The sequence below is a fragment of the Geodermatophilus sp. SYSU D00867 genome (genome assembly GCF_054050315.1).
Genome location: NZ_JBJGZC010000007.1, coordinates 121,822 through 143,446 on the forward strand (window position 1 = coordinate 121,822; position 21,625 = coordinate 143,446).

Annotated in this window: 17 protein-coding genes and 1 riboswitch; of the genes, 10 read left to right on the top strand and 7 right to left on the bottom strand. The window is 76.1% G+C overall.

Going from position 1 to position 21,625, the window contains the following annotated elements; genetic code table 11:
- Positions 1-26 precede the first annotated feature (26 nt).
- Together ACI8AK_RS08545 and ACI8AK_RS08550 are read left to right on the top strand one after the other, a co-directional pair.
- Positions 27-2,963, top strand: a complete 2,937-nt coding sequence (locus ACI8AK_RS08545) for an alpha/beta fold hydrolase (RefSeq protein WP_456901699.1) — start codon at positions 27-29, stop codon at positions 2,961-2,963.
- A complete protein-coding gene (locus ACI8AK_RS08550; RefSeq protein WP_456955858.1) occupies positions 2,960-3,832 on the top strand; it encodes an ABC transporter permease in 873 nt (290 codons plus the stop codon). Before ACI8AK_RS08545 ends, ACI8AK_RS08550 begins: the two co-directional genes overlap by 4 nt.
- Positions 3,833-3,982: 150 nt before the next feature.
- Here ACI8AK_RS08550 and ACI8AK_RS08555 read toward each other — a convergent pair whose 3' ends face one another.
- Positions 3,983-4,804: an HAD family hydrolase gene (locus ACI8AK_RS08555; RefSeq protein ID WP_387988037.1), complete on the bottom strand. Its 822-nt coding sequence runs from the start codon at positions 4,802-4,804 to the stop codon at positions 3,983-3,985.
- Between the two features lie 61 nt (positions 4,805-4,865).
- Positions 4,866-4,989: riboswitch (SAM riboswitch) on the top strand.
- A gap of 12 nt (positions 4,990-5,001) precedes the next feature.
- Between ACI8AK_RS08555 and thrC the strand changes: the two genes are divergently transcribed.
- The 3 genes from thrC (at position 5,002) to groL (ending at position 8,656) form a co-directional block, all read left to right on the top strand.
- Positions 5,002-6,303, top strand: coding sequence for a threonine synthase (gene thrC / locus ACI8AK_RS08560; protein ID WP_387988036.1), 1,302 nt, complete (start codon positions 5,002-5,004; stop codon positions 6,301-6,303).
- 221 nt (positions 6,304-6,524) lie between these two features.
- Entirely contained in the window at positions 6,525-6,725 is a 201-nt protein-coding gene (locus ACI8AK_RS08565) for a cold-shock protein (protein ID WP_387988035.1), read from the top strand.
- Between the two features lie 302 nt (positions 6,726-7,027).
- Entirely contained in the window at positions 7,028-8,656 is a 1,629-nt protein-coding gene (groL, locus tag ACI8AK_RS08570) for a chaperonin GroEL (RefSeq protein WP_387988034.1), read from the top strand.
- A 674-nt stretch (positions 8,657-9,330) separates the two neighbouring features.
- On the opposite strand, the gene ACI8AK_RS08575 is transcribed toward groL, so the two are convergent.
- Positions 9,331-9,735 (bottom strand): VOC family protein, encoded by a 405-nt coding sequence (locus ACI8AK_RS08575; protein WP_456955860.1) that lies wholly within the window; start codon positions 9,733-9,735, stop codon positions 9,331-9,333.
- Between the two features lie 24 nt (positions 9,736-9,759).
- On the opposite strand from ACI8AK_RS08575, the gene ACI8AK_RS08580 reads away from it, so the two are divergent.
- Positions 9,760-10,545, top strand: a complete 786-nt coding sequence (locus ACI8AK_RS08580) for a DUF72 domain-containing protein (protein ID WP_456955862.1) — start codon at positions 9,760-9,762, stop codon at positions 10,543-10,545.
- Here ACI8AK_RS08580 and ACI8AK_RS08585 read toward each other — a convergent pair whose 3' ends face one another.
- Entirely contained in the window at positions 10,546-11,544 is a 999-nt protein-coding gene (locus ACI8AK_RS08585) for a Gfo/Idh/MocA family protein (protein WP_456901697.1), read from the bottom strand. It lies immediately after the preceding gene.
- Between the two features lie 34 nt (positions 11,545-11,578).
- On the opposite strand from ACI8AK_RS08585, the gene ACI8AK_RS08590 reads away from it, so the two are divergent.
- Positions 11,579-11,854, top strand: coding sequence for a DUF4031 domain-containing protein (locus tag ACI8AK_RS08590; RefSeq protein ID WP_387988030.1), 276 nt, complete (start codon positions 11,579-11,581; stop codon positions 11,852-11,854).
- Here ACI8AK_RS08590 and ACI8AK_RS08595 read toward each other — a convergent pair.
- Complete coding sequence (locus ACI8AK_RS08595) at positions 11,826-12,443, bottom strand: HD domain-containing protein (protein WP_456901696.1); 618 nt, start codon at positions 12,441-12,443, stop codon at positions 11,826-11,828. The genes ACI8AK_RS08590 and ACI8AK_RS08595 overlap by 29 nt on opposite strands.
- Entirely contained in the window at positions 12,440-13,711 is a 1,272-nt protein-coding gene (locus tag ACI8AK_RS08600; protein WP_456955863.1) for an ArgE/DapE family deacylase, read from the bottom strand. The genes ACI8AK_RS08595 and ACI8AK_RS08600 overlap by 4 nt, the downstream gene beginning before the upstream one ends.
- Positions 13,712-13,754: 43 nt before the next feature.
- Between ACI8AK_RS08600 and ACI8AK_RS08605 the strand changes: the two genes are divergently transcribed.
- Complete coding sequence (locus ACI8AK_RS08605) at positions 13,755-14,582, top strand: phospholipid scramblase-related protein (RefSeq protein ID WP_456955864.1); 828 nt, start codon at positions 13,755-13,757, stop codon at positions 14,580-14,582.
- Between the two features lie 181 nt (positions 14,583-14,763).
- On the opposite strand, the gene ACI8AK_RS08610 is transcribed toward ACI8AK_RS08605, so the two are convergent.
- Positions 14,764-16,152, bottom strand: a complete 1,389-nt coding sequence (locus ACI8AK_RS08610) for a glucose-6-phosphate dehydrogenase (protein ID WP_456901693.1) — start codon at positions 16,150-16,152, stop codon at positions 14,764-14,766.
- Positions 16,153-16,330: 178 nt separating this feature from the next.
- Between ACI8AK_RS08610 and ACI8AK_RS08615 the strand changes: the two genes are divergently transcribed.
- Both ACI8AK_RS08615 and ACI8AK_RS08620 read left to right on the top strand, forming a co-directional pair.
- Positions 16,331-16,453 carry a hypothetical protein gene (locus tag ACI8AK_RS08615; protein WP_387988025.1) on the top strand — a complete coding sequence of 41 codons (123 nt, stop codon included), beginning with the start codon at positions 16,331-16,333 and terminating at the stop codon, positions 16,451-16,453.
- A 104-nt stretch (positions 16,454-16,557) separates the two neighbouring features.
- Positions 16,558-19,491 carry a helix-turn-helix transcriptional regulator gene (locus tag ACI8AK_RS08620; protein ID WP_456955865.1) on the top strand — a complete coding sequence of 978 codons (2,934 nt, stop codon included), beginning with the start codon at positions 16,558-16,560 and terminating at the stop codon, positions 19,489-19,491.
- A gap of 133 nt (positions 19,492-19,624) precedes the next feature.
- On the opposite strand, the gene ACI8AK_RS08625 is transcribed toward ACI8AK_RS08620, so the two are convergent.
- Positions 19,625-21,415 (bottom strand): DEAD/DEAH box helicase, encoded by a 1,791-nt coding sequence (locus ACI8AK_RS08625; protein ID WP_456955867.1) that lies wholly within the window; start codon positions 21,413-21,415, stop codon positions 19,625-19,627.
- Between the last annotated feature and the right edge of the window lie 210 nt (positions 21,416-21,625).

The window sequence follows — 21,625 nt, forward strand, 5'->3', positions numbered from 1 at the left end:
GCAGCGTGCGTCCGTTCCGCGGGCCCGTGACACCGCGCCCGCGCCCCGGCGCCCGCGCGGTGGCCGGCGCCCTGCTCGCCCTCCTGTTCACCGGCACCCTCGTCGGCGCGCTGCCCACCCCGGCGGCCGCCGCCGAGGACGTCCGCACCGAGGACGCGCGCGTCCCCTCCGGCTCGGGCGCCGACGCCGTCGAGCTGGACACGACGCTGTACCTCCCGGCCTCGGCCACCGCCGACGACCCGGCGCCGGCCGTCGTCCTCGCCCACGGCTTCGGCGGCAGCAAGCGGTCGGTCGCCGACGACGCCCGGGACCTCGCCGGCCGTGGCTACGTCGTCCTCGCGTACTCCGCGCGCGGGTTCGGCGAGAGCACCGGCCAGATCGGCCTGGACGACCCGCGCTACGAGGTCGCCGACCTGTCCACGCTGCTCGACCTGCTCGCCGACCGCGACGACGTCCTCCTCGACGGCGACGGCGACCCGCGGGTCGGCGTCGCCGGCGCCTCCTACGGCGGGGCGCTGTCGCTGCTCGCCGCCGCCCACGACGACCGGGTCGACGCCATCGCGCCGCAGATCACCTGGCACTCGCTGACCGCCGCGCTCTTCCCCTCCCAGACCGGCGCCGCCGACGCACGGACCCCCGCCGCGACGCCGCAGACCGCCGACGCCGGCGTCTACAAGCGGCTGTGGGCGGGGCTGTTCTTCGGCGTGGGCGCGGCGCCCACCGGCGGGCTGCTGGACGCGCTCGGCGGCGGGGGAGCGGCCGAGGCCGAGGACGGCGAGGACGGCGGGGACCCCGGCGCCTCCGGTGACGCGGCCCCCGTCTCCGGCGGCGCCGCCCCCACCCTGCCGTTCGACCCGGCGTCGGTGGACCCCGCGGTGGTGGAGCAGGCGCTGACCTGCGGCCGGTTCCGCGCCGACATCTGCGCCGCCTACCAGTCCGCCGCGGCCTCGGGCACGCTCACGCCCGAGGTGGCCGCGGTGCTCGACCGCAGCAGCCCGGCCGCGGTGCTCGACCGCATCACCGCGCCGACGCTGCTGGTCCAGGGCACCGAGGACTCCCTGTTCGGCCTGGGCCAGGCCGACGCCAACGCCCGCGGCATCGCCGCGAACGGCACCCCGGTCAAGGTCGTCTGGTACGCCGGCGGCCACGACTCCCGGTCGTCGGAGCGGGAGACCGCCGAGCTGCGCGACCAGGTCGCCGGCTGGTTCGACTGGTACCTGCGCGACGAGGACGACCCCGCCCGCGGCGAGGACCCCGGCACCGGCTTCCACTTCCCGGCGCCCACCGGCCTCGGCAGCGGCCTGGGCAGCGTGCAGGGCGGCAACCAGAGCGTGCTCGCGGACGCCTACCCGGGCCTCGACGGCGGGGAGCCGGCGCAGCGGGAGAGCGTCGCGCTCGACGGCGGCACCCAGCCGGTGGTCACGCCCGCCGGCGGCACCCCGGCCGCGATCACCACCGTCCCGGGCCTGGGCGCGCTGGCCTCGGCGCTCGGCGGGCAGGCCGTGGAGATCCCCGGCCAGTTCGCCGCGTTCTCCAGCGACCCGCTCGACGGGGCGGTCGAGGTGGTCGGCGCGCCGACCGTCGAGCTCGCCGTCGCCTCGCCCACCGGCAGCGCCACGCTGTTCGCGAAGCTCTACGACGTCGGCCCCGACGGCGCCCAGACCCTGCCCGGCGGGCTGGTGGCCCCGCTGTCGCTCACCGGCCTGTCGGCGGACCCGACCGCGCCCACCGAGGTCGCCGTGACGCTGCCGGGCATCGTGCACCGCTTCGAGGCCGGGCACACGATGCGCGTCGTCGTCTCCTCGACCGACCAGGCCTTCGCGCTGCCGGCCGAGGCCACCGTCTACTCCGTCGCGCTCGCCGGGGCCGGCAACGGCGGCACCGCGCTGGCCGTGCCCACCGTCGAGGGGCAGCCGCAGGCCGACGGCGGCACCTCCCGCTGGTGGTGGCTGCTCGGCGCCGTCGTCGCCCTGGGCCTGCTCGGCTGGCTCGCCGCGGTGCTGTGGGGCCGCCGCCGGCGCCGGGTCACCTCGGAGGTGGAGCCCGACGGCGAGGACGTGCCGCTGCGCTTCGAGGGCATCACCAAGGCCTACAGGGACGGCTTCGTCGCCGTCCGCGACCTGTCCTTCGAGGTCCGCCGCGGCCAGGTGCTCGGCCTGCTCGGCCCCAACGGGGCGGGCAAGACGACGTCGCTGCGCATGCTCATGGGGCTGATCCGGCCGAACTCCGGGCGGATCACCGTGTTCGGTCACGAGGTCCGCCCCGGCGCGCCGGTGCTGTCCCGGCTGGGCTCGTTCGTCGAGGGCACCGGGCTGCAGCCGCACCTGTCCGGCCGCGACAACCTGCGCCTGTACTGGGCCGCCACCGGCCGCCCGGCCGAGGACGCGCACGTGGAGGAGGCCATCGCCGTCGCCGGCCTCGGCGCCGCCATCGACCGGCCGGTGCGCCGCTACAGCCAGGGCATGCGCCAGCGGGTGGCGATCGCGCAGGCCATGCTCGGCCTGCCCGACCTGCTGGTCCTCGACGAGCCGACCAACGGGCTGGACCCGCCGCAGATCCACGCCATGCGCGAGGTGCTGCGCGACTACGCCGCCACCGGCCGCACGGTCATCGTCTCCAGCCACCTGCTCAGCGAGATCGAGCAGACCTGCACCCACGTGGTGGTCATGGCGAAGGGGCAGAAGATCGCGCAGGGGACGGTCGAGGAGATCGTCGGCACCGGCGGCGCGGTGCTGGTCGGCCTCGCCGACGAGGCCGACGCCGACCGCGCGGCCGCCGTCCTGTCGGGGCTGCCCGGGGTCGCGGTCGAGCGCACCGACGAGGGCCTGGTCGCCGACCTCGGCCCGGGGACGTCGCGGGCGGCGGCGCTGCAGGCGCTGGTGGCCGCGGACGTCGCCGTCGACCAGTTCACGCCGCGCCGCCGCCTGGAGGACGCGTTCCTGGCACTCGTGGGGGAGTCGTGACCGCGACCGAGCACGTCCAGCCCACCGGCGCCGTCGCCGGCTACCGGCCCGAGCGGACGCTGCGGCTGTCGGTCGAGCTGCGCCGGCAGTTCAAGCGGCGCCGCACGATCGGCGTCTTCGCGGCGATGGTCGCGCTGCCGCTGGTGCTCATCGCCGCGCTCCAGCTGGGCGCGAGCGAGGAGGCGCAGACCAACAGCCGGATCAACCTCGTCGACGTCGCCACCGCCAGCGGGCTGAACTTCACGCTGTTCGTGCTGTTCGCCACGACGACGTTCTTCCTCGTCGTGGTCTACGCGCTGTTCTTCGGCGACACGGTGGCCAGCGAGGCGCAGTGGGGCTCGCTGCGCTACACCCTGGCCACGCCGGTGCCCCGGATGCGGCTGCTCCGGCAGAAGTGGCTCGCGGCGCTGGTCCAGTCGGTGAGCGCGCTGCTCACCCTCGTCGCCGTCGCGGTGGTCGCCGGCGGCCTGGCGTTCGGCTTCGGCGAGATCCGGACGCCGATCGGGGTGACCCTGTCCCAGGGGGAGGGGTTCCTGCGGCTGGCCGGGATGCTCGGCTACCTCGCCGTGCACCTGCTCGTCGTCGGGACGCTGGCGTTCTGGCTGTCCACGGTCACCGACGCGCCGCTGGCCGCCGTCGGCGGGGCGGTGTTCACGACGGTCGTGTTCGCCATCCTCGACCAGGTCGAGCAGCTCGGGTCGATCCGAGACTGGTTCCCCACCGCGGAGGAGTTCGCCTGGACCGACCTGCTGCAGACGCCGGTCGACTCCTCCGACCTGTTCCGCGGCGTCGTCCAGTCGCTGGTCTACGCGGCGGTCTTCACCGCGCTCGGCTTCCGCCACTTCGCCCGGCGCGACGTCACCAGCTGAACGACGTCACCAGCTGAACGACGTCACCAGCTGAACGACGTCACCAGCTGAACGACGTCACCAGCTGAACGAGGTGTCCCGCCCCCGCACCGGCTCCGGGCAGCAGGGGAACGGCACCCGGGCGCGGTGCGGTCCGGTGGGACGGCGGTGTCACAGGCTCGCTCGGACCGCCTGGGCCCAGCCGACGCCCATCGGCTCGTCGGTCACCGACACGTTCGGGACGGCGCCCAGCAGCCCGGCCATGCCCTCGACCTCCGCGCCGTTGGCGGTGATCCACAGCCGGCCGACGGCGGGCGCCATCTCCAGGTCGCTGGCGCTGTCGCCGATCGCGACGGCGTCCGCCGGGTCGACGCCGCGCCGCTCGAGGTCCCAGGCGATCGCCGCGCCCTTGGAGATGCCGCGCGGCATGAGGTGGTAGACGCGGGCCAGCTGCCCCTCCGGCGCCAGCCGCAGCCGGGCCGAGGCGGGGATCGCGCCGTTGTCCTTGAGCGTCAGCCAGCCCAACCCGCGCTCGGCCAGCCACGCGTCGACGGCGAGCGGGTCCACGAACCCGCGCAGCAGCGCGTCGCCGTCGTGCGTGGTGTGCCAGGGCGCGTGCCACTCGAGCCGGCCGGGGTGGGCGGCGCACAGCGCGTCGACGACGCCGAGCTCGGCCATCACGTCCATCGGCGTGCGGCCGGCGTACTCCTCGGGCAGCTCGCCGGTCAGCCCGTGCCGCTCCCGGCCGCCCTTCCACGTCACCAGCGAGCCCAGCTCGGCGATCGCGCCGTCGGCGGCGAAGATCCGCCCCGCCTCGGTGACCTGGTCGGCGGTGCGCCCGCTGACGATCACCAGCGCGACCCCGGCGGTGTGCAGCTCCAGCAGGGCCGCGGCCGGCTCGGCGGTGGGGGAGCCGTCGGCGGCGTGCCAGAAGGACCCCCGCGGTCCGACCATCGTGCCGTCGAGGTCGGTGTAGACGATGCGCGCTGCCACGGCGCCCAGCATGGCCGGGGCCGGGGGCGGTCCCGGCAGCCGGGTAGAGTCGGGCCCGTTCCACTCATCCAGAGGGGCAGAGGGACACGGCCCGGTGAAGCCCCGGCAACCGCGCTCGCGCGAGCGGCGAGAGGTGCCAATTCCGTCCCGCGCGGCTCGACGGCCCGACGCGGGGAAGATGAGGAGGTAGTCGTCGCATGACCCTGACCGCACCCGGTTCCCTGCAGGCCGACAGCTCGGCCGGCGGCCCCGTGCCGCCCAGCCCCGCCCGTGGCCTCGTCTGTCGCAACTGCGGCGCCACCTTCGGGCTCGTCGCCGAGCACGCCTGCGCCCAGTGCTTCGGCCCGCTCGAGGTCGACTACGACCCCGAGCTCATGGCCGCCGTCACCCGCGAGCAGATCGAGGCCGGCCCGCAGAACATCTGGCGCTACGCCGCGCTGCTGCCGGTGGGCCAGGACCCGGCCGACCGCGTGTCCCTCGACCCGGGCATGACCCCGCTGGTCCGCGCCGACCGGCTCGCCGCCGAGCTCGGCATCACCGGCGGGCTGTGGGTCAAGGACGACTCGGCCAACCCCACGCACTCGTTCAAGGACCGCGTGGTCAGCCTCGCCGCCACCGCCGCGAAGGGGCTGGGCTACCGCAAGATCGCCGCGGCCTCCACCGGCAACCTGGCCAACTCGGTGGCCGCGCACGCCGCCCGCGCGGGCCTGCCGTCGTTCGTCTTCATCCCGTCCGACCTCGAGCCCGGCAAGGTCGTGCAGTCGGCGGTCTACGGCCAGACGCTGGTCGCCGTCGACGGGTCCTACGACGACGTCAACCGGCTGACCAGCGAGCTCGCCGAGACCGACGAGTTCGAGGACACCGCCTTCGTCAACCAGAACGTGCGGCCCTACTACGCCGAGGGCTCCAAGACGATGGGCTACGAGATCGCCGAGCAGCTCGGCTGGCGGATCCCGGCGCAGGTCGTCATCCCGATGGCGTCGGGCTCGCTGCTCACCAAGGTGGACAAGGCCTGGCGGGAGCTGGTGAAGGCCGGGATCGTCGCGGACACCGAGTGGCGGGTCTTCGGCGCCCAGTCGGCCGGCTGCGACCCGATCGCCACCGCCTTCGACAACGGCTGGGACGTCGTCAAGCCGGTCAAGCCCACCGGGATCGCCAAGTCGCTGAACATCGGCAACCCCGCCGACGGCCCGTACGCGCTCGACGCCATCCGCCGCACCGGCGGCGCCGTCGGCCGGGTCGGCGACGAGCAGATCGTCCAGGGCATCCGCGACCTCGCCCGCACCACCGGCGTCTTCGCCGAGACCGCCGGCGGCGTGACCGTCGCGGTGCTGCGCCAGCTGGTCGAGGACGGGCGGCTGGACCCGAGCCGGGAGACCGTCGTCCTCAACACCGGCGAGGGCCTCAAGACCCTCGACCCGCTGCTGCCGGTGGTCGGCCCGACCCACCGGGTGGAGCCGTCGCTGCGGTCGGTCCGGTCCGCGGGGCTCATCGGCTGAGCCCCCGCGGGAGGCGTAGGCTCGCGGGCGACGTCGATCCGGCGGGTGACGTCCCCCCGGATCGTCCCCGAGTCGTGTGTCCAGGATCTCCCCACAGCGGCGTGCCTGTTGTACCGTCTCGCGCGGTCGTCAGTTCCACGCACGTGTCCGACGGGCGGAAGAGCTGTACCCCGGTCCCCGGATCACGGGGACCGTCCGCACGCACCAACGTGGGAGCACACGTGGCACAGGGCACCGTGAAGTGGTTCAACGCCGAGAAGGGCTTCGGCTTCATCGCCGTCGACGGCGGCCAGGACGTCTTCGTCCACTACTCGGCCATCCAGATGGACGGGTACAAGAGCCTCGACGAGGGCCAGCGGGTGACCTTCGAGGTCGTCCAGGGCGAGAAGGGTCCGCAGGCCGACTCGGTCCGCGTCGCCTGAGCACCTCCCCACCTCCGTGCTGCGGCCCGGTTCCCTCCGCGGGAGCCGGGCCGCAGCCGTTCCCGGACCACCGCCCCCGCCGCCGGCCCGACCGGGAACAGGCGGCACCCACCCCCCGTTCTTGCACTCGGCAGGGGCGAGTGCCAGACTTCCGGTTGGCACTCGACAGTGCCGAGTGCCAATCAGGTCGGAACGGTGAGGCACAGGAGCGCGGGCCACATGGGAGCCCGCCGCGCCGGTGTCGTCCGTCGCGGGCGCCGGTCCCGGCCGTGCAGCGATCCATGCATGGAGGACATCACCACATGGCCAAGATGATCGCCTTCGAGGAAGAGGCGCGCCGCGGTCTCGAGCGGGGCATGAACACCCTCGCCGACGCCGTCAAGGTGACGCTCGGCCCCAAGGGCCGCAACGTCGTCCTCGAGAAGAAGTGGGGCGCTCCCACCATCACCAACGACGGTGTGAGCATCGCCAAGGAGATCGAGCTCGAGGACCCCTGGGAGAAGATCGGCGCCGAGCTGGTCAAGGAGGTCGCGAAGAAGACCGACGACGTCGCGGGTGACGGCACCACCACCGCCACCGTGCTGGCCCAGGCGCTCGTCCGCGAGGGTCTGCGCAACGTCGCCGCCGGCGCCAACCCGATGGCCCTGAAGAAGGGCATCGAGAAGGCCGTCGCCTCGGTCACCGAGTACCTCCTCTCGACCGCCAAGGACGTCGAGACCAAGGAGCAGATCGCCGCCACCGCGTCGATCTCCGCCGCCGACGCCGCCATCGGTGAGCTCATCGCCGAGGCGATGGACAAGGTCGGCAAGGAAGGCGTCATCACCGTCGAGGAGAGCAACACCTTCGGCCTCGAGCTCGAGCTCACCGAGGGCATGCGCTTCGACAAGGGCTACATCTCGCCCTACTTCGTCACCGACGCCGAGCGCATGGAGGCCGTCCTCGACGACCCGTACGTGCTCGTCGTCAACTCGAAGATCAGCTCGGTCAAGGACCTGCTCCCGCTGCTGGAGAAGGTCATGCAGTCGGGCAAGCCGCTGGCCATCATCGCCGAGGACGTCGAGGGCGAGGCCCTCGCGACCCTGGTCGTGAACAAGATCCGCGGCACCTTCAAGTCGGTCGCCGTCAAGGCCCCCGGCTTCGGTGACCGCCGCAAGGCCATGCTGACCGACATCGCCATCCTCACCGGTGGCCAGGTCATCAGCGAGGAGGTCGGCCTCAAGCTCGACACCGCCGACGTCTCCCTCCTGGGCCGCGCCCGCAAGGTCGTCGTCACCAAGGACGAGACGACGATCGTCGAGGGCTCGGGTGACAGCGACCAGATCGCCGGCCGGGTGAACCAGATCCGCGCCGAGATCGAGAAGTCGGACTCCGACTACGACCGCGAGAAGCTGCAGGAGCGCCTGGCCAAGCTGGCCGGTGGCGTCGCCGTCATCAAGGCCGGCGCCGCGACCGAGGTCGAGCTCAAGGAGCGCAAGCACCGCATCGAGGACGCGGTGCGCAACGCCAAGGCCGCCGTCGAGGAGGGCATCGTCGCCGGTGGTGGCGTCGCCCTGGCGCAGGCCACCGCCGTCGCGTTCGAGAAGCTGGACCTCGAGGGTGACGAGGCCACCGGTGCCAACATCGTGCGCGTCGCGCTCGAGGCGCCGCTGAAGCAGATCGCCGTCAACGCCGGCCTCGAGGGCGGCGTCGTGGCGGAGAAGGTGCGCAACTCCGAGGTGGGCCACGGCCTCAACGCCGCCACCGGCGAGTACGTGGACCTGGTCGCGGCCGGCATCATCGACCCGGCCAAGGTCACCCGCTCGGCGCTGCAGAACGCCGCCTCCATCGCGGCGCTCTTCCTCACCACCGAGGCCGTCATCGCCGACAAGCCGGAGAAGGCCGCCCCGGCCATGCCCGGTGGCGACGGCGGCATGGGCGGCATGGACTTCTGAGTCCCGCCCCCTCGCAACACCAGCAACGCCCGGCAGGGGCGGTCCCGCATCGCGCGGGGCCGCCCCTGTCGGCGTCCACGGGGCCGGACACGCGGTGGACGCCCTCTTCCGACGGCGGAGCGGGCGCCCAGCGTGTGTCCGGCCCCGTGGGGCGTCCGGCCTCAGCGCCCCTGGGGTGACGTCGTGTCCGAGGTCCCGGTGCGGCAGGCGTGGATGCTCGGGGCGCTGGAGGATGCCCTGCACGATGCGGGGTGCCCCGCGCCCGTGGCACGTCGGATCGCGCAGGACGTGCGACTGGAGGAGCGGCACGGTGGGTGGCTCGCGCTCCTCGAGGGGCACGGCACCGGTGTCGAGGCGCCGGTCCAGCGCGATGAGCGGGGCGGAAGTGACGCGGCACACCGCGGAGGACGTCGCCGCCGCCGACGCGGAGGCGGTCGACCGCTCTGCGCGTGGTGAGCCTGACCGGACACCGCTCTGGGCACTGGCCGGCCGGCCGGCGGGTCGGCGCCGGCTCTGACCGGCGCCCCTGTGATCACTCCTGGTCCAGCAGGGTCTCCCGGCACTCGGGAGCCCGCTGCAGCCGAGGTGATCACGCCGATGGCGCGCAGGTGCGGGGAAGACGACGTCCCGGCCGGGCCGCAGGGGACGACTTCCCCGCAGTTGCCGGCGGCGGGTCAGCCCCGCGGCGGCGGGAAGCAGCAGAGCCCGTCGCCCTCGGGGTCGGCGAGGACGTCCCAGCCGATCTCGCCGGCGTCCTCCTCAGGCTCGTGGCCCGGCCGGTCGTCCGAGGCCCGCACCACCGTGGCGCCGGCGGCCTGCAGCGCCGCGGAGTCGGCGACGACGTCGAGGTGCACGCGGTTCTCGACCAGCTGCTCCTCGTGCACCGGGTGGAGCCGGATCAGCGGCCCCGCGCCGGTGGGGTCCTCGATCGGCACGGGCCAGTCGTGCTCGCGTGGCGTGCCGTCGGGCAGGGTGTCGCGGCGGACGTGGCCCGGTGCGGCGCACCACCGGTCGGCGAGCGCCTGGTGGTCGCGGGCGTCGATGCAGGGGTCCTCGGAGCGGGCGGGTGCGTCGGGCACGAGCGCGCAGGGTAGGCCGACGTCGTGGCCGTGGTGATCGGGACCTCGGGGTGGCAGTACCGCGACTGGCGCGGCCGCTTCTACCCGCAGCGCCTGCCGCAGCGGCTGTGGCTGGAGCACCACGCCCGGCACTTCGCCACCGTGGAGAGCAACGCCGCGTTCTACCGGCTGCCCGAGCGCGACACCTTCGCCGCCTGGCGCGAGCGCACCCCGCCCGACTACCGCTGGGCGGTCAAGGCCAGCCGCTTCCTCACCCACGTCAAGCGGCTGCGCGAGCCCGAGGAGCCGGTGGCCCGGCTGGTGGAGCACGCCGCGGGCCTCGGCGACCGCCTCGACGTCGTCCTGCTGCAGCTGCCCCCCACGCTGCGGGCCGACGCCGGGCTGCTGCGCGACTGCCTCGCCTGCTTCCCACCGGGCATCCGGGTCGCGGTCGAGCCCCGGCACGAGAGCTGGTGGACCGACGAGGTCCGGGCGCTGCTGGAGCGCTACGGCGCCGCGCTGTGCTGGGCCGACCGCGCCGAGCGGCCGGTCACGCCGCTGTGGCGGACGGCGGGCTGGGGCTACCTGCGCCTGCACACCGGCGCCGAGGGCTGGGCCTACCCCCCGGCCGTGCTCGACCAGTGGGCGCAGCGTCTGGCGGAGGCGTACACCGACGACGAGGACGTGTTCGTGTACCTGAACAACGACCCGGGCGGCGCCGCCGTCGTCGACGCGGTCACCCTGGCCGGCGCGGTCCGCCGGGCCGGCCGCACGCCCACCCGGGTGCCGACGCCGGAGGAGGCGAGCGGCGCGGCGTGGGCCGCCGCCTGATCAGCCGAGGACGTGCGGGTCCTCGCGGTGCCGCACCCCGAGCTGCTCCGCGGCGCGCCCCAGGACCTCCTGCACGGCGAGGGTGTCGGCCAGCGGCACGACCGCGGACTCGGTGCGCCCCTCCTGCAGGCACCGCGTGACCTCGGCGAGCTCGTGCGAGTACCCGACCCCGGCCGCCGGGCGGGTGATCTCCTCGGGCTCGGCGCCGGTGCGGTGCAGCACGATCGTGGCCGGGTGGTGGAAGCGGGGGAGGACGTCGATCCAGCCGCCGGTGCCGAACACCCGCGCCTGCCCCGGCGTCGGGTAGCGCAGCGAGGTGGTCAGCGTGGCCGAGCGGCCGTCCTCCCAGCCGAGCAGCAGCGCCGCCTCGGCGTCGGCGCCGGTGGGGTAGGTGGACCCGGCGGCGGTGACGGTGTCGGGGGCGCCCAGCAGCATCTGGGCGAAGGAGACGACGTAGACGCCGAGGTCGAGCAGCGCGCCGCCGCCGAGCTCGAGGGCGAACAGCCGGTCGGCGGGGTCGTAGGCGCGGTCGACGCCGAGGTCGGCCTGCACCGAGCGCACCTCGCCGATCGCGCCGTCGGCGACCAGCTCCCGCATGCGGACGACGGCCGGCTGGAACCGCGTCCACATCGCCTCCATGACGAAGACGCCGGCCTCGCGGGCCGCCGCCACCACCTCCCGCGCGCCCGCGGTGGTGGCGGTGAACGTCTTCTCCACCAGCAGCGCCTTGCCCGCCTCGATCGCGGCGAGCGCGACCGCGTGGTGCTGCGGGTGCGGGGTGGCGACGTAGAGGACGTCGACGTCGGGGTCGGCGAGGACCTCCGCGTAGGAGCCGTAGGCGCGCTCCAACCCGTGCTGCTGCGCGAACGCCTGCGCCCGGTCGGCCGAGCGGGACGCCACGGCCACCGGCCGCGCGCCCTCCACGTGCGCGAAGTCGCCCATCACGCTCTGCGCGATGCGTCCCGGCCCCACGATGCCCCAGCGGATCTGCTCGCTCACGTCGACGACGCTAGTCGCCGGGCAGACTGCACCCGTGGCCGTGCTGATCGACAGTCCCGTCTGGCCGTGGCGGGGGCGCCGCTGGTCGCACCTGGTCAGCGACGTGTCGCACGACGAGCTGCACGCCTTCGTGGCCGCCGAGCTCGGCATCCCGCGCCGGGCGTTCCAGGGCGACCACTACGACGTCCCCGAGGACCTCTACGACGTCGCGGTGGCCGCCGGCGCCGAGCCGGTCGGGGCGCGCGAGCTGCTCGCCCGGCTGACGGCCGCGGGCCTGCGGGTCAGGAAGCGCGACCGCGCAGCAGGGTGAGCTCGGCGGCGAGGTTGGCCCGTGCCCGCGGCTCCCAGTCCCGCGTCGCCGGCAGCCGGTAGAGCGCCGGCAGCGCCAGCAGGGCCTCCAGGACGGCGATCCGCCCGGCGGTGAACACCTCGTCGGACAGGTGCCCGTACTCCTCGCGGACGGCCGAGGCGTAGGCGGCGTACGCCTCGGGCGGCCCGGCGAGGACGGCGAGGTCGGCGTCGCAGAGGACGGCGCCGTTCGCGTCGCCGTCGGCCGCGTCGTGGCCGGCGGTCAGCAGCACCAGCCGGACCACCTCGTCCAGCCGCTCCGGAGGCACCAGGCCGGCCAGCCCCGCGCGCGCCCGCCCGGCGCTGGCCTGCTCGTTGTCGCCGCGACGGGGGTCGTAGACCACGTCGTGGTACCAGGCGGCCAGCGCGACGGCGGCCGGGTCGTCCGCGGCCGGGCCGAGCGCGCCGACCAGCCCGAGGACGGCGGCCAGGTGGTGCAGGTCGTGGTAGCGGCGGTGCGGCTCGCTCCACGCGGCGACGACGGCGGCCCACTCGTCGCGCGCGGCGGGGGAGTCGCCGGTCAGGGCCGCGAAGTCCTCGTAGGCGATCACGCGACCCCGCAGCGGCGCAGGGTGAGCAGCGCCAGCGCGCGGGCCACGGCGGTCACGTCGGCCACCGGCACCCGCTCGGCCGGGCCGTGCGCGAGGTGCAGGTCGCCCGGGCCCAGGTGCAGCGCGGGGACGCCCGCGGCCGCGTACAGCCGCAGGTCGGTGCCGGCCGCCACCGCCCGCTCCGGCGGCGGCGCCCCGCCCGCGTCGACGACGGCGCCCCGGACCTGCCCGAGCAGCTCGTGGCCCGCCGGCAGCTGCCCGCTGGCGAACGCGCCCCCGGTCCACGTGACCTGCACCGGGTGCGTGGCCAGCCACGGGTGCCCGGCGCAGAACGCCCCCAGCCGCTCCTCGAACGCCGCGCGGGCCGCCTCGACCGGCTCGCCCAGCCGCACGCCGTAGCGGCCCTCGGCGACCAGCCGGTCGGGCACGCTGGAGGCCCAGTCGCCGGCGCGCACCGTGCCGATCGACAGCCCGAACGGGAACCGCTCGCCGGCGAAGCGGGGGTCGGCGTCGCGCTGCCGCTCCGCCTCGAACGCGCGCAGGTCGGCGTGCACCTGCGCGAACAGCTCCACGGCGCTGACGCCGCGGTCGCGCACCGCCGCGTGGGCCGCGTGGCCGGTCACCTCCAGCCGGAAGGTCAGCGCGCCGGCCGCCGCGGTGACGACGGCGCCGTCGGTGGGCTCGGGGATGACGCAGGCGTCGCCGCGGTGCCCGCGGGCGAGGGTGGCCCACGCGCCCAGGCCGCCGTCCTCCTCGCCGACGACGCTGTGCAGCGCCACCGGCCGGCGCAGGCGCACGCCCGCGGCGCGGACCGCGGCCAGCGCGGCGAGCGCCGAGACCAGGCCGCCCTTCATGTCGCAGGCGCCGCGGCCGTGCACCGCGCCGCCGTCGAGCCGCGGGGTGAACGGGTCGCCGGCCCACAGCGCGCGGTCGCCGGTCGGGACGACGTCGGTGTGCCCGCACAGCACCAGCGCCGGGTCGCCGTCGTCGGCGCCGGGCAGCGTGCCGACGACGCCCCACGCCTCGTCGCGCTCGACCTCCTGGCCGGGCGCGTCCGGCGCGGTGGCGGCCGCCGCGAGGTCGATCGCCCAGCGGTCGACGTCGCAGCCCAGCGCGCCGAGCTCGCCGGCGACCAGGGCCTGCGCCTCGCTCTCGGCCGCGGTGCCGCCCACCGAGGGGACGGCGACCAGGCGGCACAGCAGGCCGACCGCGGCGGCCTCGTCGACGGCGTCCAGGACGGCGGCCTCGGCACGGCTCAGGTCGGGCACGGCTCGGCAGTCTGGCACGGGGGCGGCGGTTACCGTCGCCGCCGTGACACAGCCCCTCCCGCCGCCCGGCTGGTACCCCGACCCCGCCGGCAGCGGCGGCTCCCGCTGGTGGGACGGTCGGACGTGGACCGGGCACGTCCAGCAGCCGGCCCCGCATCCCCGGGTCCCGCAGCAGGCGCCGGTCCAGCAGCCGGTCCAGCAGCCGGTCCAGCCGGCGTACGGCGGCCAGCAGCAGTACGGCCCGCAGCAGCAGTACGGCGCCCAGCCGCGCCGCTCGGTGCTGCACGACCAGCCGGTGCTGCTGGTCGACCAGAAGACCAAGCTGGTCGAGCTGACCAACGAGTACGCCGTCCTCGACGGCAACGGCACGCAGATCGGCGCCGTGGTCGAGGTCGGGCAGTCGGCGGCCAGGAAGGTCGTCCGCTTCGTGAGCAGCCTCGACCAGTACCTCACCCACCGCCTCGAGGTGCGCGACGCGTACGGGCCGGTCCTCGTGCTCACCCGCCCGGCGAAGCTGGTCAAGTCGCGGGTCGTCGTCGAGACGCCCGAGGGCGCTCCGGTGGGGGAGATCGTCCAGGCCAACGTGTTCGGCCGGATCCGCTTCGACCTCGTGGTGGGCGGTCAGCTCGCCGGCGCGATCCAGGCGGAGAACTGGCGGGCCTGGGACTTCTCGATCACCGACTCCCCGGGGAGCGAGGTCGCCCGCATCACCAAGACGTGGGAGGGCCTGGCGCGCACGCTGTTCACCACCGCCGACCGCTACGTCGTGCGGGTGCACGCCCGGCTGCCCGAGCCGCTGGCGAGCCTTGTGCTGGCCTCGGCGCTGACCGTCGACACGGCGCTCAAGCAGGACTCCCGCGGATTCGGCTGATCCGCGCGTGTCGCGGCCGGGAGCGGGGTACCGTTGGTGGTGTCCGGACCGGGCGATCTGTGTCCCCGGGTGCCAATTGGATACCGCCTTCGCGGACCACCGCCCCGGCCTCGGCCGGGGGTCTGGAGCCGCGTCGTGCTTCTCGCCGCGAGGCGACCAGAGCCCGGTCCGGACCCATCCCTCAGCTCCCCAGCACCCAGCCGCCGGGGTCGGCCAGGGCAGCTGCCTCCGCGGGCCCCCAGGAGCCCGGCTCGTAGGGGCGCACCTCCGGCCGGTCCCCGAGCACCGGCGCGACCGCCCGCCACGCCCGCGCCAGCCCGCTGCTGGTGGTGAACAGCGACCGGTCGCCGACCAGGACGTCGTGGAGCAGCGTGGCGTAGGGCGGCAGCGGCTCGCCCTCGGGCACCGCGCCCAGGTCCAGCGACGCCTCCGCCACCGACAGCTCCAGCTCCGGCCCCGGGCGCTTGGCCACCAGCCCGAGGTCCAGCGCGCCGGCACCCGACAGCGACAGCGAGACGGTGTTCCCGCCGCCGGGCACCGCGCCCACCGGGCCGTCGGGCCGGCGCAGCACCAGCGTGACCCGCTGCCGGCTGTCGGCCATCCGCTTGCCGGTGCGCAGCAGGAACGGGACGCCGTGCCAGCGGTCGGTGTCGATCCACAGCCGCGCCGCGACGAAGGTGTCGGTCGTGCTGTCGTCGGCGACGCCCTCGAGGTCCCGGTAGCCGGTGAACTGCCCGAGGACGACGTCCTCGCGGGCCAGCGGCCGGAACGCCGCGACCACCGCCTCGCGGGCCTCCTGCAGGTCGCCCGGGGTCAGCGACACCGGCGGCTCCATCGCCACCTCGGCGGCCACCTGGAACAGGTGGGTGACCAGCATGTCGAGGGTGGCGCCGGTGGCGTCGTAGAACTCGGCGCGGTCGGCGACGTCGAGGGTCTCGGGCACGTCGACCTGCACCTGCGCCACGTGCTCCCGGCTCCACACCGAGGAGAACAGCCCGTTGGCGAAGCGCAGCACGTGCAGGTCCTGGGTGGCCTCCTTGCCGAGGAAGTGGTCGATGCGGAAGACCTGCTCCTCGTCGAGCACCGCGTGCACGAGCTCGTCGAGCTCGCGGAACCCCTCGGGTGAGGTGCCGTAGGGCTTCTCGTAGACGACGCGGGCGCCGTCGGCCAGCCCGTGGGCGTCCAGGGCCCGGGTGATGCCGCCGAACGCCTCGGGCGGGACGGCGAGGTAGTGCACGAGCTGGACGTCGTCGCCGAGCTCCTCGCGGGCGCGGGCCACGGCGTCGGGCAGCTGCCCGGGGTCGTCCGGGGCGAAGCCGCCGCCGGCGAAGCGCAGCCGCTCGGGCAGCCCCTCGGCGGGCTCCCCGTCGCCGTGCTCGGCCAGGGCGTCGCGGACCAGGTCGCGGAACTCGTCGTCGGAGCGCTCGCCGCGGCCGCTGCCGACGATCCGCCAGTCCGGCGGGAGCAGCCCGCGGCGCTGCAGGACGTCGAAGGCCGGCAGCACCATGCGCGCGGCCAGGTCGCCGGTGGCGCCGAACAGGACGAAGACGGTGGGGCGGAGGTCGGCCATGCGCCCAGCCTCGCCGCACGGCCCCTCAGGCGCGCGCCGGGTGCGTCTGAGGGGGCCTCAGGCGCCGGGGGTGGGCGGGGACTGCCCGGTCGCCCGATGCCCGCGCCGCCGCCTCAGCACGACCGTGGTCGCCGTCCCCACCGGACAGGCACACGGACACAGACGCGAGGAGCCCACCGTGACCATCTACCCCAACCCCGGACTCGAGGCCGAGCTCGCCTACCGGCGCGAGGTCCTGCGGGAGCTCGGCCGCGGCACCCGCACCCGCCGCGGGCCGTGGCGCTCCCGGCGGTCCCGCTGACGGAGGACCCCCTCCCTCGCCGCCCCCCCCGCAGGCCCGGGGCGGTGCCCTGGAGGGGGCCGCCGACGGCCGTCCCGTCGGCGGCCCGTGCCACGATCGCCGACGTGGCGCGGTGGGACGAGCGGCCCCTGGTGGGGCGGACGGCTGAGCTGGCCACCCTCCTGTCCGCCGTCGACCGGGCGGTCGCCGGCCGCGGCGCGGCCGTGCTGGTCGCGGGGGACGCCGGCGTCGGCAAGTCCCGCCTGCTCGACGAGCTGACGGGGCGCGCGGCCGCCCGCGGCCTGCGGGTGCTCACCGGCCACTGCGTCGACCTCGGCGAGGTCGGCCTGCCCTACCTGCCCTTCGTCGACCTGCTGCGTCCCGTCGCCGACGAGCTCGGCGACGGTGCCGCCGCGCTGTTCGCCGCGCGGTCGGCCGCCGCGCGCGAGTCCGAGGCGGCCGACCTGGGCAGCCCGGTCCGCGCACTCCGGCCGCCGGTCGACGACGGCCGGCTGCAGCTGTTCGAGGCGGTGGCCACCGCGCTGTCCGGGCTCGCCGCCGACACCCCGCTGCTGGTGGTGCTCGAGGACCTGCACTGGGCCGACCGCTCCAGCCGCGACCTGGTCCGCTACCTGCTGGCCCGGCTGACCGGCGAGCCGGTCGCCGTCGTCGCCTCCTACCGCTCCGACGACCTGCACCGCCGCCACCCGCTGCGGCCGCTGCTGGCCGAGCTGGTCCGGCTGCCCGGTGTCGAGCGGCTGGACCTCGGCCCGCTGCCCGACGCCGACGTCGAGCAGCTGGTGCGCGGGCTGGCCGCGGGCGTGCCCGACCGCACCGTCGACGACGTCGTCGCCCGCGCGGAGGGCAACGCCTTCTACGCCGAGGAGCTGCTGGCCGCGGGCCTCGCGGGGGAGTCGCTGCCGCTGCTGCTCACCGACGTGCTGCTGGCCCGGGTCGAGCAGCTGAGCCCGGCCGGGCAGCAGGTGCTGCGGGTGGCCGCGGTCGCCGGCCGGCGGGTGCGGCACGAGCTCGTCGCGGCGGTGGGCGGGCTGGCGCCCGCCGACCTGGAGGCGGCGCTCGGCGAGGCGGTGCACTCGCACCTGCTCGTCGTCGACCCCGACGGCGCCTACCGCTTCCGGCACGCCCTGGTGCGCGAGGCCGTGCTGGCCGACCTGCTGCCCGGCGAACGGGTCCGGCTGCACGCCGCCGTCGCCGCGCACCTCGCCGGCGTCCCGGGGGCGGGCACCGCGGCCGAGCGGGCGCACCACCTGCGGGAGAGCAACGACCTGGCCGGCGCCCTGTCGGCCTCCCTGGACGCCGCCGACGAGGCGCGCCGGCTGGCGGCCCCGGCCGAGCAGCTGCAGCACCTGGAGGCGGTGCTCGCGCTGTGGCCGGCGGTGCCCGACGCGGCGGCGCGGGCCGGGCGGTCGCAGGCGGAGCTGCTGCTGGACACCGCGGCCGCCGCCCGCCGCGGCGGGGAGCTGCACCGGGCGGTGGCGCTGCTGCGCTCGGCGCAGGACCTGCTCGGCCCGGACGGCGACCGGGAGCTGCGCGCGCGGGTGCACTCGACGCTGGCGCAGGCGCTGGGTCGCATCGAGGACCAGGCCGCCGCGCTGCGGGAGAGCACGGCGGCGATGGCGCTGGTGCCGGCCGTCCCGCCGTCGCCGGTGCGCACCTGGGCGGCGGCCACGCACGCCCGCGTCTGCTACGACGTCGGTCGCCGCGCCGAGGGCGACGCCGCCGCCGAGGAGGCGCTGGCCGCGGCCGACGCGCTGGGGCTCGACGGCGCGTGGGCCGACGTCGCGGTGTCGCTGGCCCGCTCGCGCGGCGGGGAGGAGCTGCCCGCGCGGCTGGAGGAGGCGCTGGCCCGTGCCCGCCGGTCGGGGGACCCCGACGTCGAGATGCGGGTGCTGTTCAACCTGGCGATCGTCGCCTACGAGGCCGGCTGCTCGGGCGAGACGCTGCGGTGGAGCGACACCGCGCTGGCGCGGGCCGCCGAGCTCGGCGTCGAGTGGTCCTTCTACGCCGCGGAGCTGCGTCACCTCGGCGTCGTCTCGCGGTACGTCGTCGGCGACTGGGACGGCAGCCTGGCGCTGGCCGACCGGCTGGCCCGGGTGCCCGAGATGGCCGCGCACGTGCGGGCGGCGGGGCTGCTCGTGCAGGTCGGCCGCGGCGACCCGGCCGCCGCGGAGCGGATCGCGTGGGCGCGCGGCCTGGTCGGCCGGCTGGACGCGCACGTGCTGCTGCTCCTGGCCACGGCCGGGGCGGAGATCGACCTGGCCGCGTGGGCCGGCGACCCGGCCACCGCCCTGGCCACCGCGCGGTCGGCCACGGAGACGCTGACCGGGCTGTGGGGCGACGACCGGCTGGCCGTCGTCCGGCTCGCCGCGACCGCGCTGGCGCCGGTCGGCGACGCGGCGGCCACCGCCCGGCTCACCGGCGACGCCGCCGCGGAGCGCGAGTGGACGGCGGCGGGGGAGTCGCTGGTGGCGATCGCCCGCTCGGCGGTGGAGGCGCACGCCCGCCTGATCGGCCCGCACGGCGTCGAGGCGGCGGCCTGGATCGCGAGGGTGGAGGCCGAGGCGGCGCGGCTGGCCGGGCGCCCGGCGCCGGAGCTGTGGGCGGCCGCCGTCGAGGCCTTCGGCTACGGGCACGTGTACGAGCAGGCCCGGAGCCGGTGGCGGCTGGCCGAGGCGCTGGTCGCCGCCGGCGACCGGGAGACCGCGCTGGAGCCGCTGACCCGGGCCGCTGACGCCGCGCGCGAGCTGGGCGCGGCGCCGCTGCTGGCCGCGGTCACCGCGCTGGCCCGCCGGGCGCGGCTGGAGCTGCCCGGCGCCGGGCGGGTGGTGGAGACGGCGGCGGTGTTCACCCCGCGCGAGACCGAGGTGCTGGCCCTGCTCGCCCGCGGCCGCACCAACCGGCAGATCGGCGGCGAGCTCTACATCAGCGAGAAGACCGCCAGCGTGCACGTGAGCAACATCCTGGCCAAGCTCGGCGCCGGCTCCCGCACCGAGGCCGTGGCCCTGGCCGCCGCGAGGGGCCTGCTGCCGACCGGCTGACCGGGCCTCCGGGACGATCACGGAGCCGCGGTGGCGACACCCCGGGCGGAGTCGGCGTGTCGCCACGCGGGCGCCGTGATCGCGGGGACGGGGCGCCGGACCGCTGTGCACCTCCGCGGACGTGCACACCGCCTCAGAGCATCGTGCGCAGACGCTCGCGGCGGGCGCGCAGGACCTCGACCGGCGCCGAGGCCGACGGCGGCCCGGGCACGTGCTGGCGCAGCTGCGTGTGCACCACCGCGTGCGGCGTCGACGTCTTCGCCGACACCCGGCTGACCAGGCGGTTGATCTCCCGCCGCAGCTCGGCGACGTCGCGCCAGCCACGGCCGGCGTCGTCCTCGTCGGGGTGGTCCTCGACGATCGGCAACTCGCCGGTGTCCTCCTCGTGCACCCGCTGGGCGATCCGCAGCCGCAGCTCGTCGTCGCGCTTGGCCAGCAGCGACGCCGTCTGCTCGGCGGTGAGCAGGCCGGGGATGCCGAGGAACTCCTCGTCCTCCGGCGCGACGGCGACCGCGCCGGAGCCCTCGCCGGTGTGCGCCGTCCCGCCGTGCAGCACGTGCGCGAACCGGGCCTCGGCCTCCAGCGCCTCCCACTGCTTCAGGCCGACCGCCTCGCGTTCCTTGGGCGGCAGCGGGTCGAGGTCGAGCGCCTCGGGGTCCTTCGCCTTCGGCGGCGGCATGACGTGGTTGCGTTCCTTCTCCATGGACGCCGCCAGCGAGAGCAGCGGCCGCACGGCGGGGAGGAACACCGTCGCCGTCTCGTGCGACGCCCGGGAGCGGACGACGCGGCCGACGGCCTGGGCGAAGAACAGCGGCGTGCGGTAGGAGGTCATCCACGCCAGGACGGCGGCGCGCGGGACGTCGACGCCCTCGGAGATCATCCGCACGCAGACGGCGATCCGCGCGGACCCGGTCGAGAAGCGCTCGATCTTCTTCGACGCCTTGGGGTCGTCGGACAGGATCAGCTCGGGCGCCTTGCCGGTGATCCGCTTGACGATGCGGGCGTAGGCGCGGGCGTCGTCCTGGTCGCTGGCGAGGATCAGCCCCGCGGCGTCGGGCATGCCGCCGTGCTCGCGCAGCTGGGTGATCCGGTCGTCCATCGCGGCGACGACGTGCGGCACCCACTGGCCCTTGGGGTCCAGGGCGGTGCGCCAGGCGGCCATCTCCACCGAGCGGGTGCCGGCCTCCGACAGCGACGCGGCCACGACCTCACCGGCCGAGTTCCGCCAGCGCGAGGTGCCGGTGTAGGCGGCGAAGACGACGGGGCGGACGACGTTGTCGGCCAGCGCCTCCTTGTAGCCGTAGGTGTAGTCGGCGCGGCTGACCAGCCCGGCGCCGGCCTCCCCGGCGTCGCCCTCGAAGCCGTCCTCCTCGTAGCGCACGAAGGGGATCCGCTCGTCGGGCTTGGTGCGGAACGGCGTCCCGGTCAGGCACAGCCGGCGGGCGGCGAAACCGTAGGCCTCCTCGATCGCCTCGCCCCACGACAGGCCGTCGCCGGCGTGGTGCACCTCGTCGAGGACCACCAGCGTCTTGACGGCGGTGGCGCGGGCGGCGTGCAGCATCGGCTTGCCCGCGACCTGCGCGTACGTCGTCACGTAGCCCTGGGTGCCGGCGCGCACCGGGCCGACGGCGTTGGTGAGGCCCGGGTCGAGGACGATGCCCATCCGGTCGGCGGCGTCGGCCCACTGCATCCGCAGGTGGTCGGTCGGGCAGACCACGATCACCCGGCCCACCTCGCGCCGCTGCAGCAGCCGCGAGGCCAGGGTCAGCGCGAAGGTGGTCTTGCCGGCGCCCGGGGTCGCGGTGACCAGGAAGTCCTTGGGGGAGGACTCCTCGTAGCGCTCGAGCGCCGCCTGCTGCCAGGCCCGGAGCGGTCGGCTGGTCGTCTGCGGGGCGATCGCCCCCGCCCGTGCTGCACTCGCCATCTCGCGGACCATCCTGCCTGGCGCACGGCGGACACGCCCGACCGGCCACCTCCCGCGCGCCCGCCCGCGGCCGTCGTATACGCGGCCCGCGGCACGCGCCTGAGCTGCGGTTACGCCCGCGCCGACCGGTGCGGCGTGGCAGGCCTCACACCGGGAACGGACCGGTCCGGCGCGTCCCGCCGGCCCCACCCGCCCGCCGCGTCGAGGCCG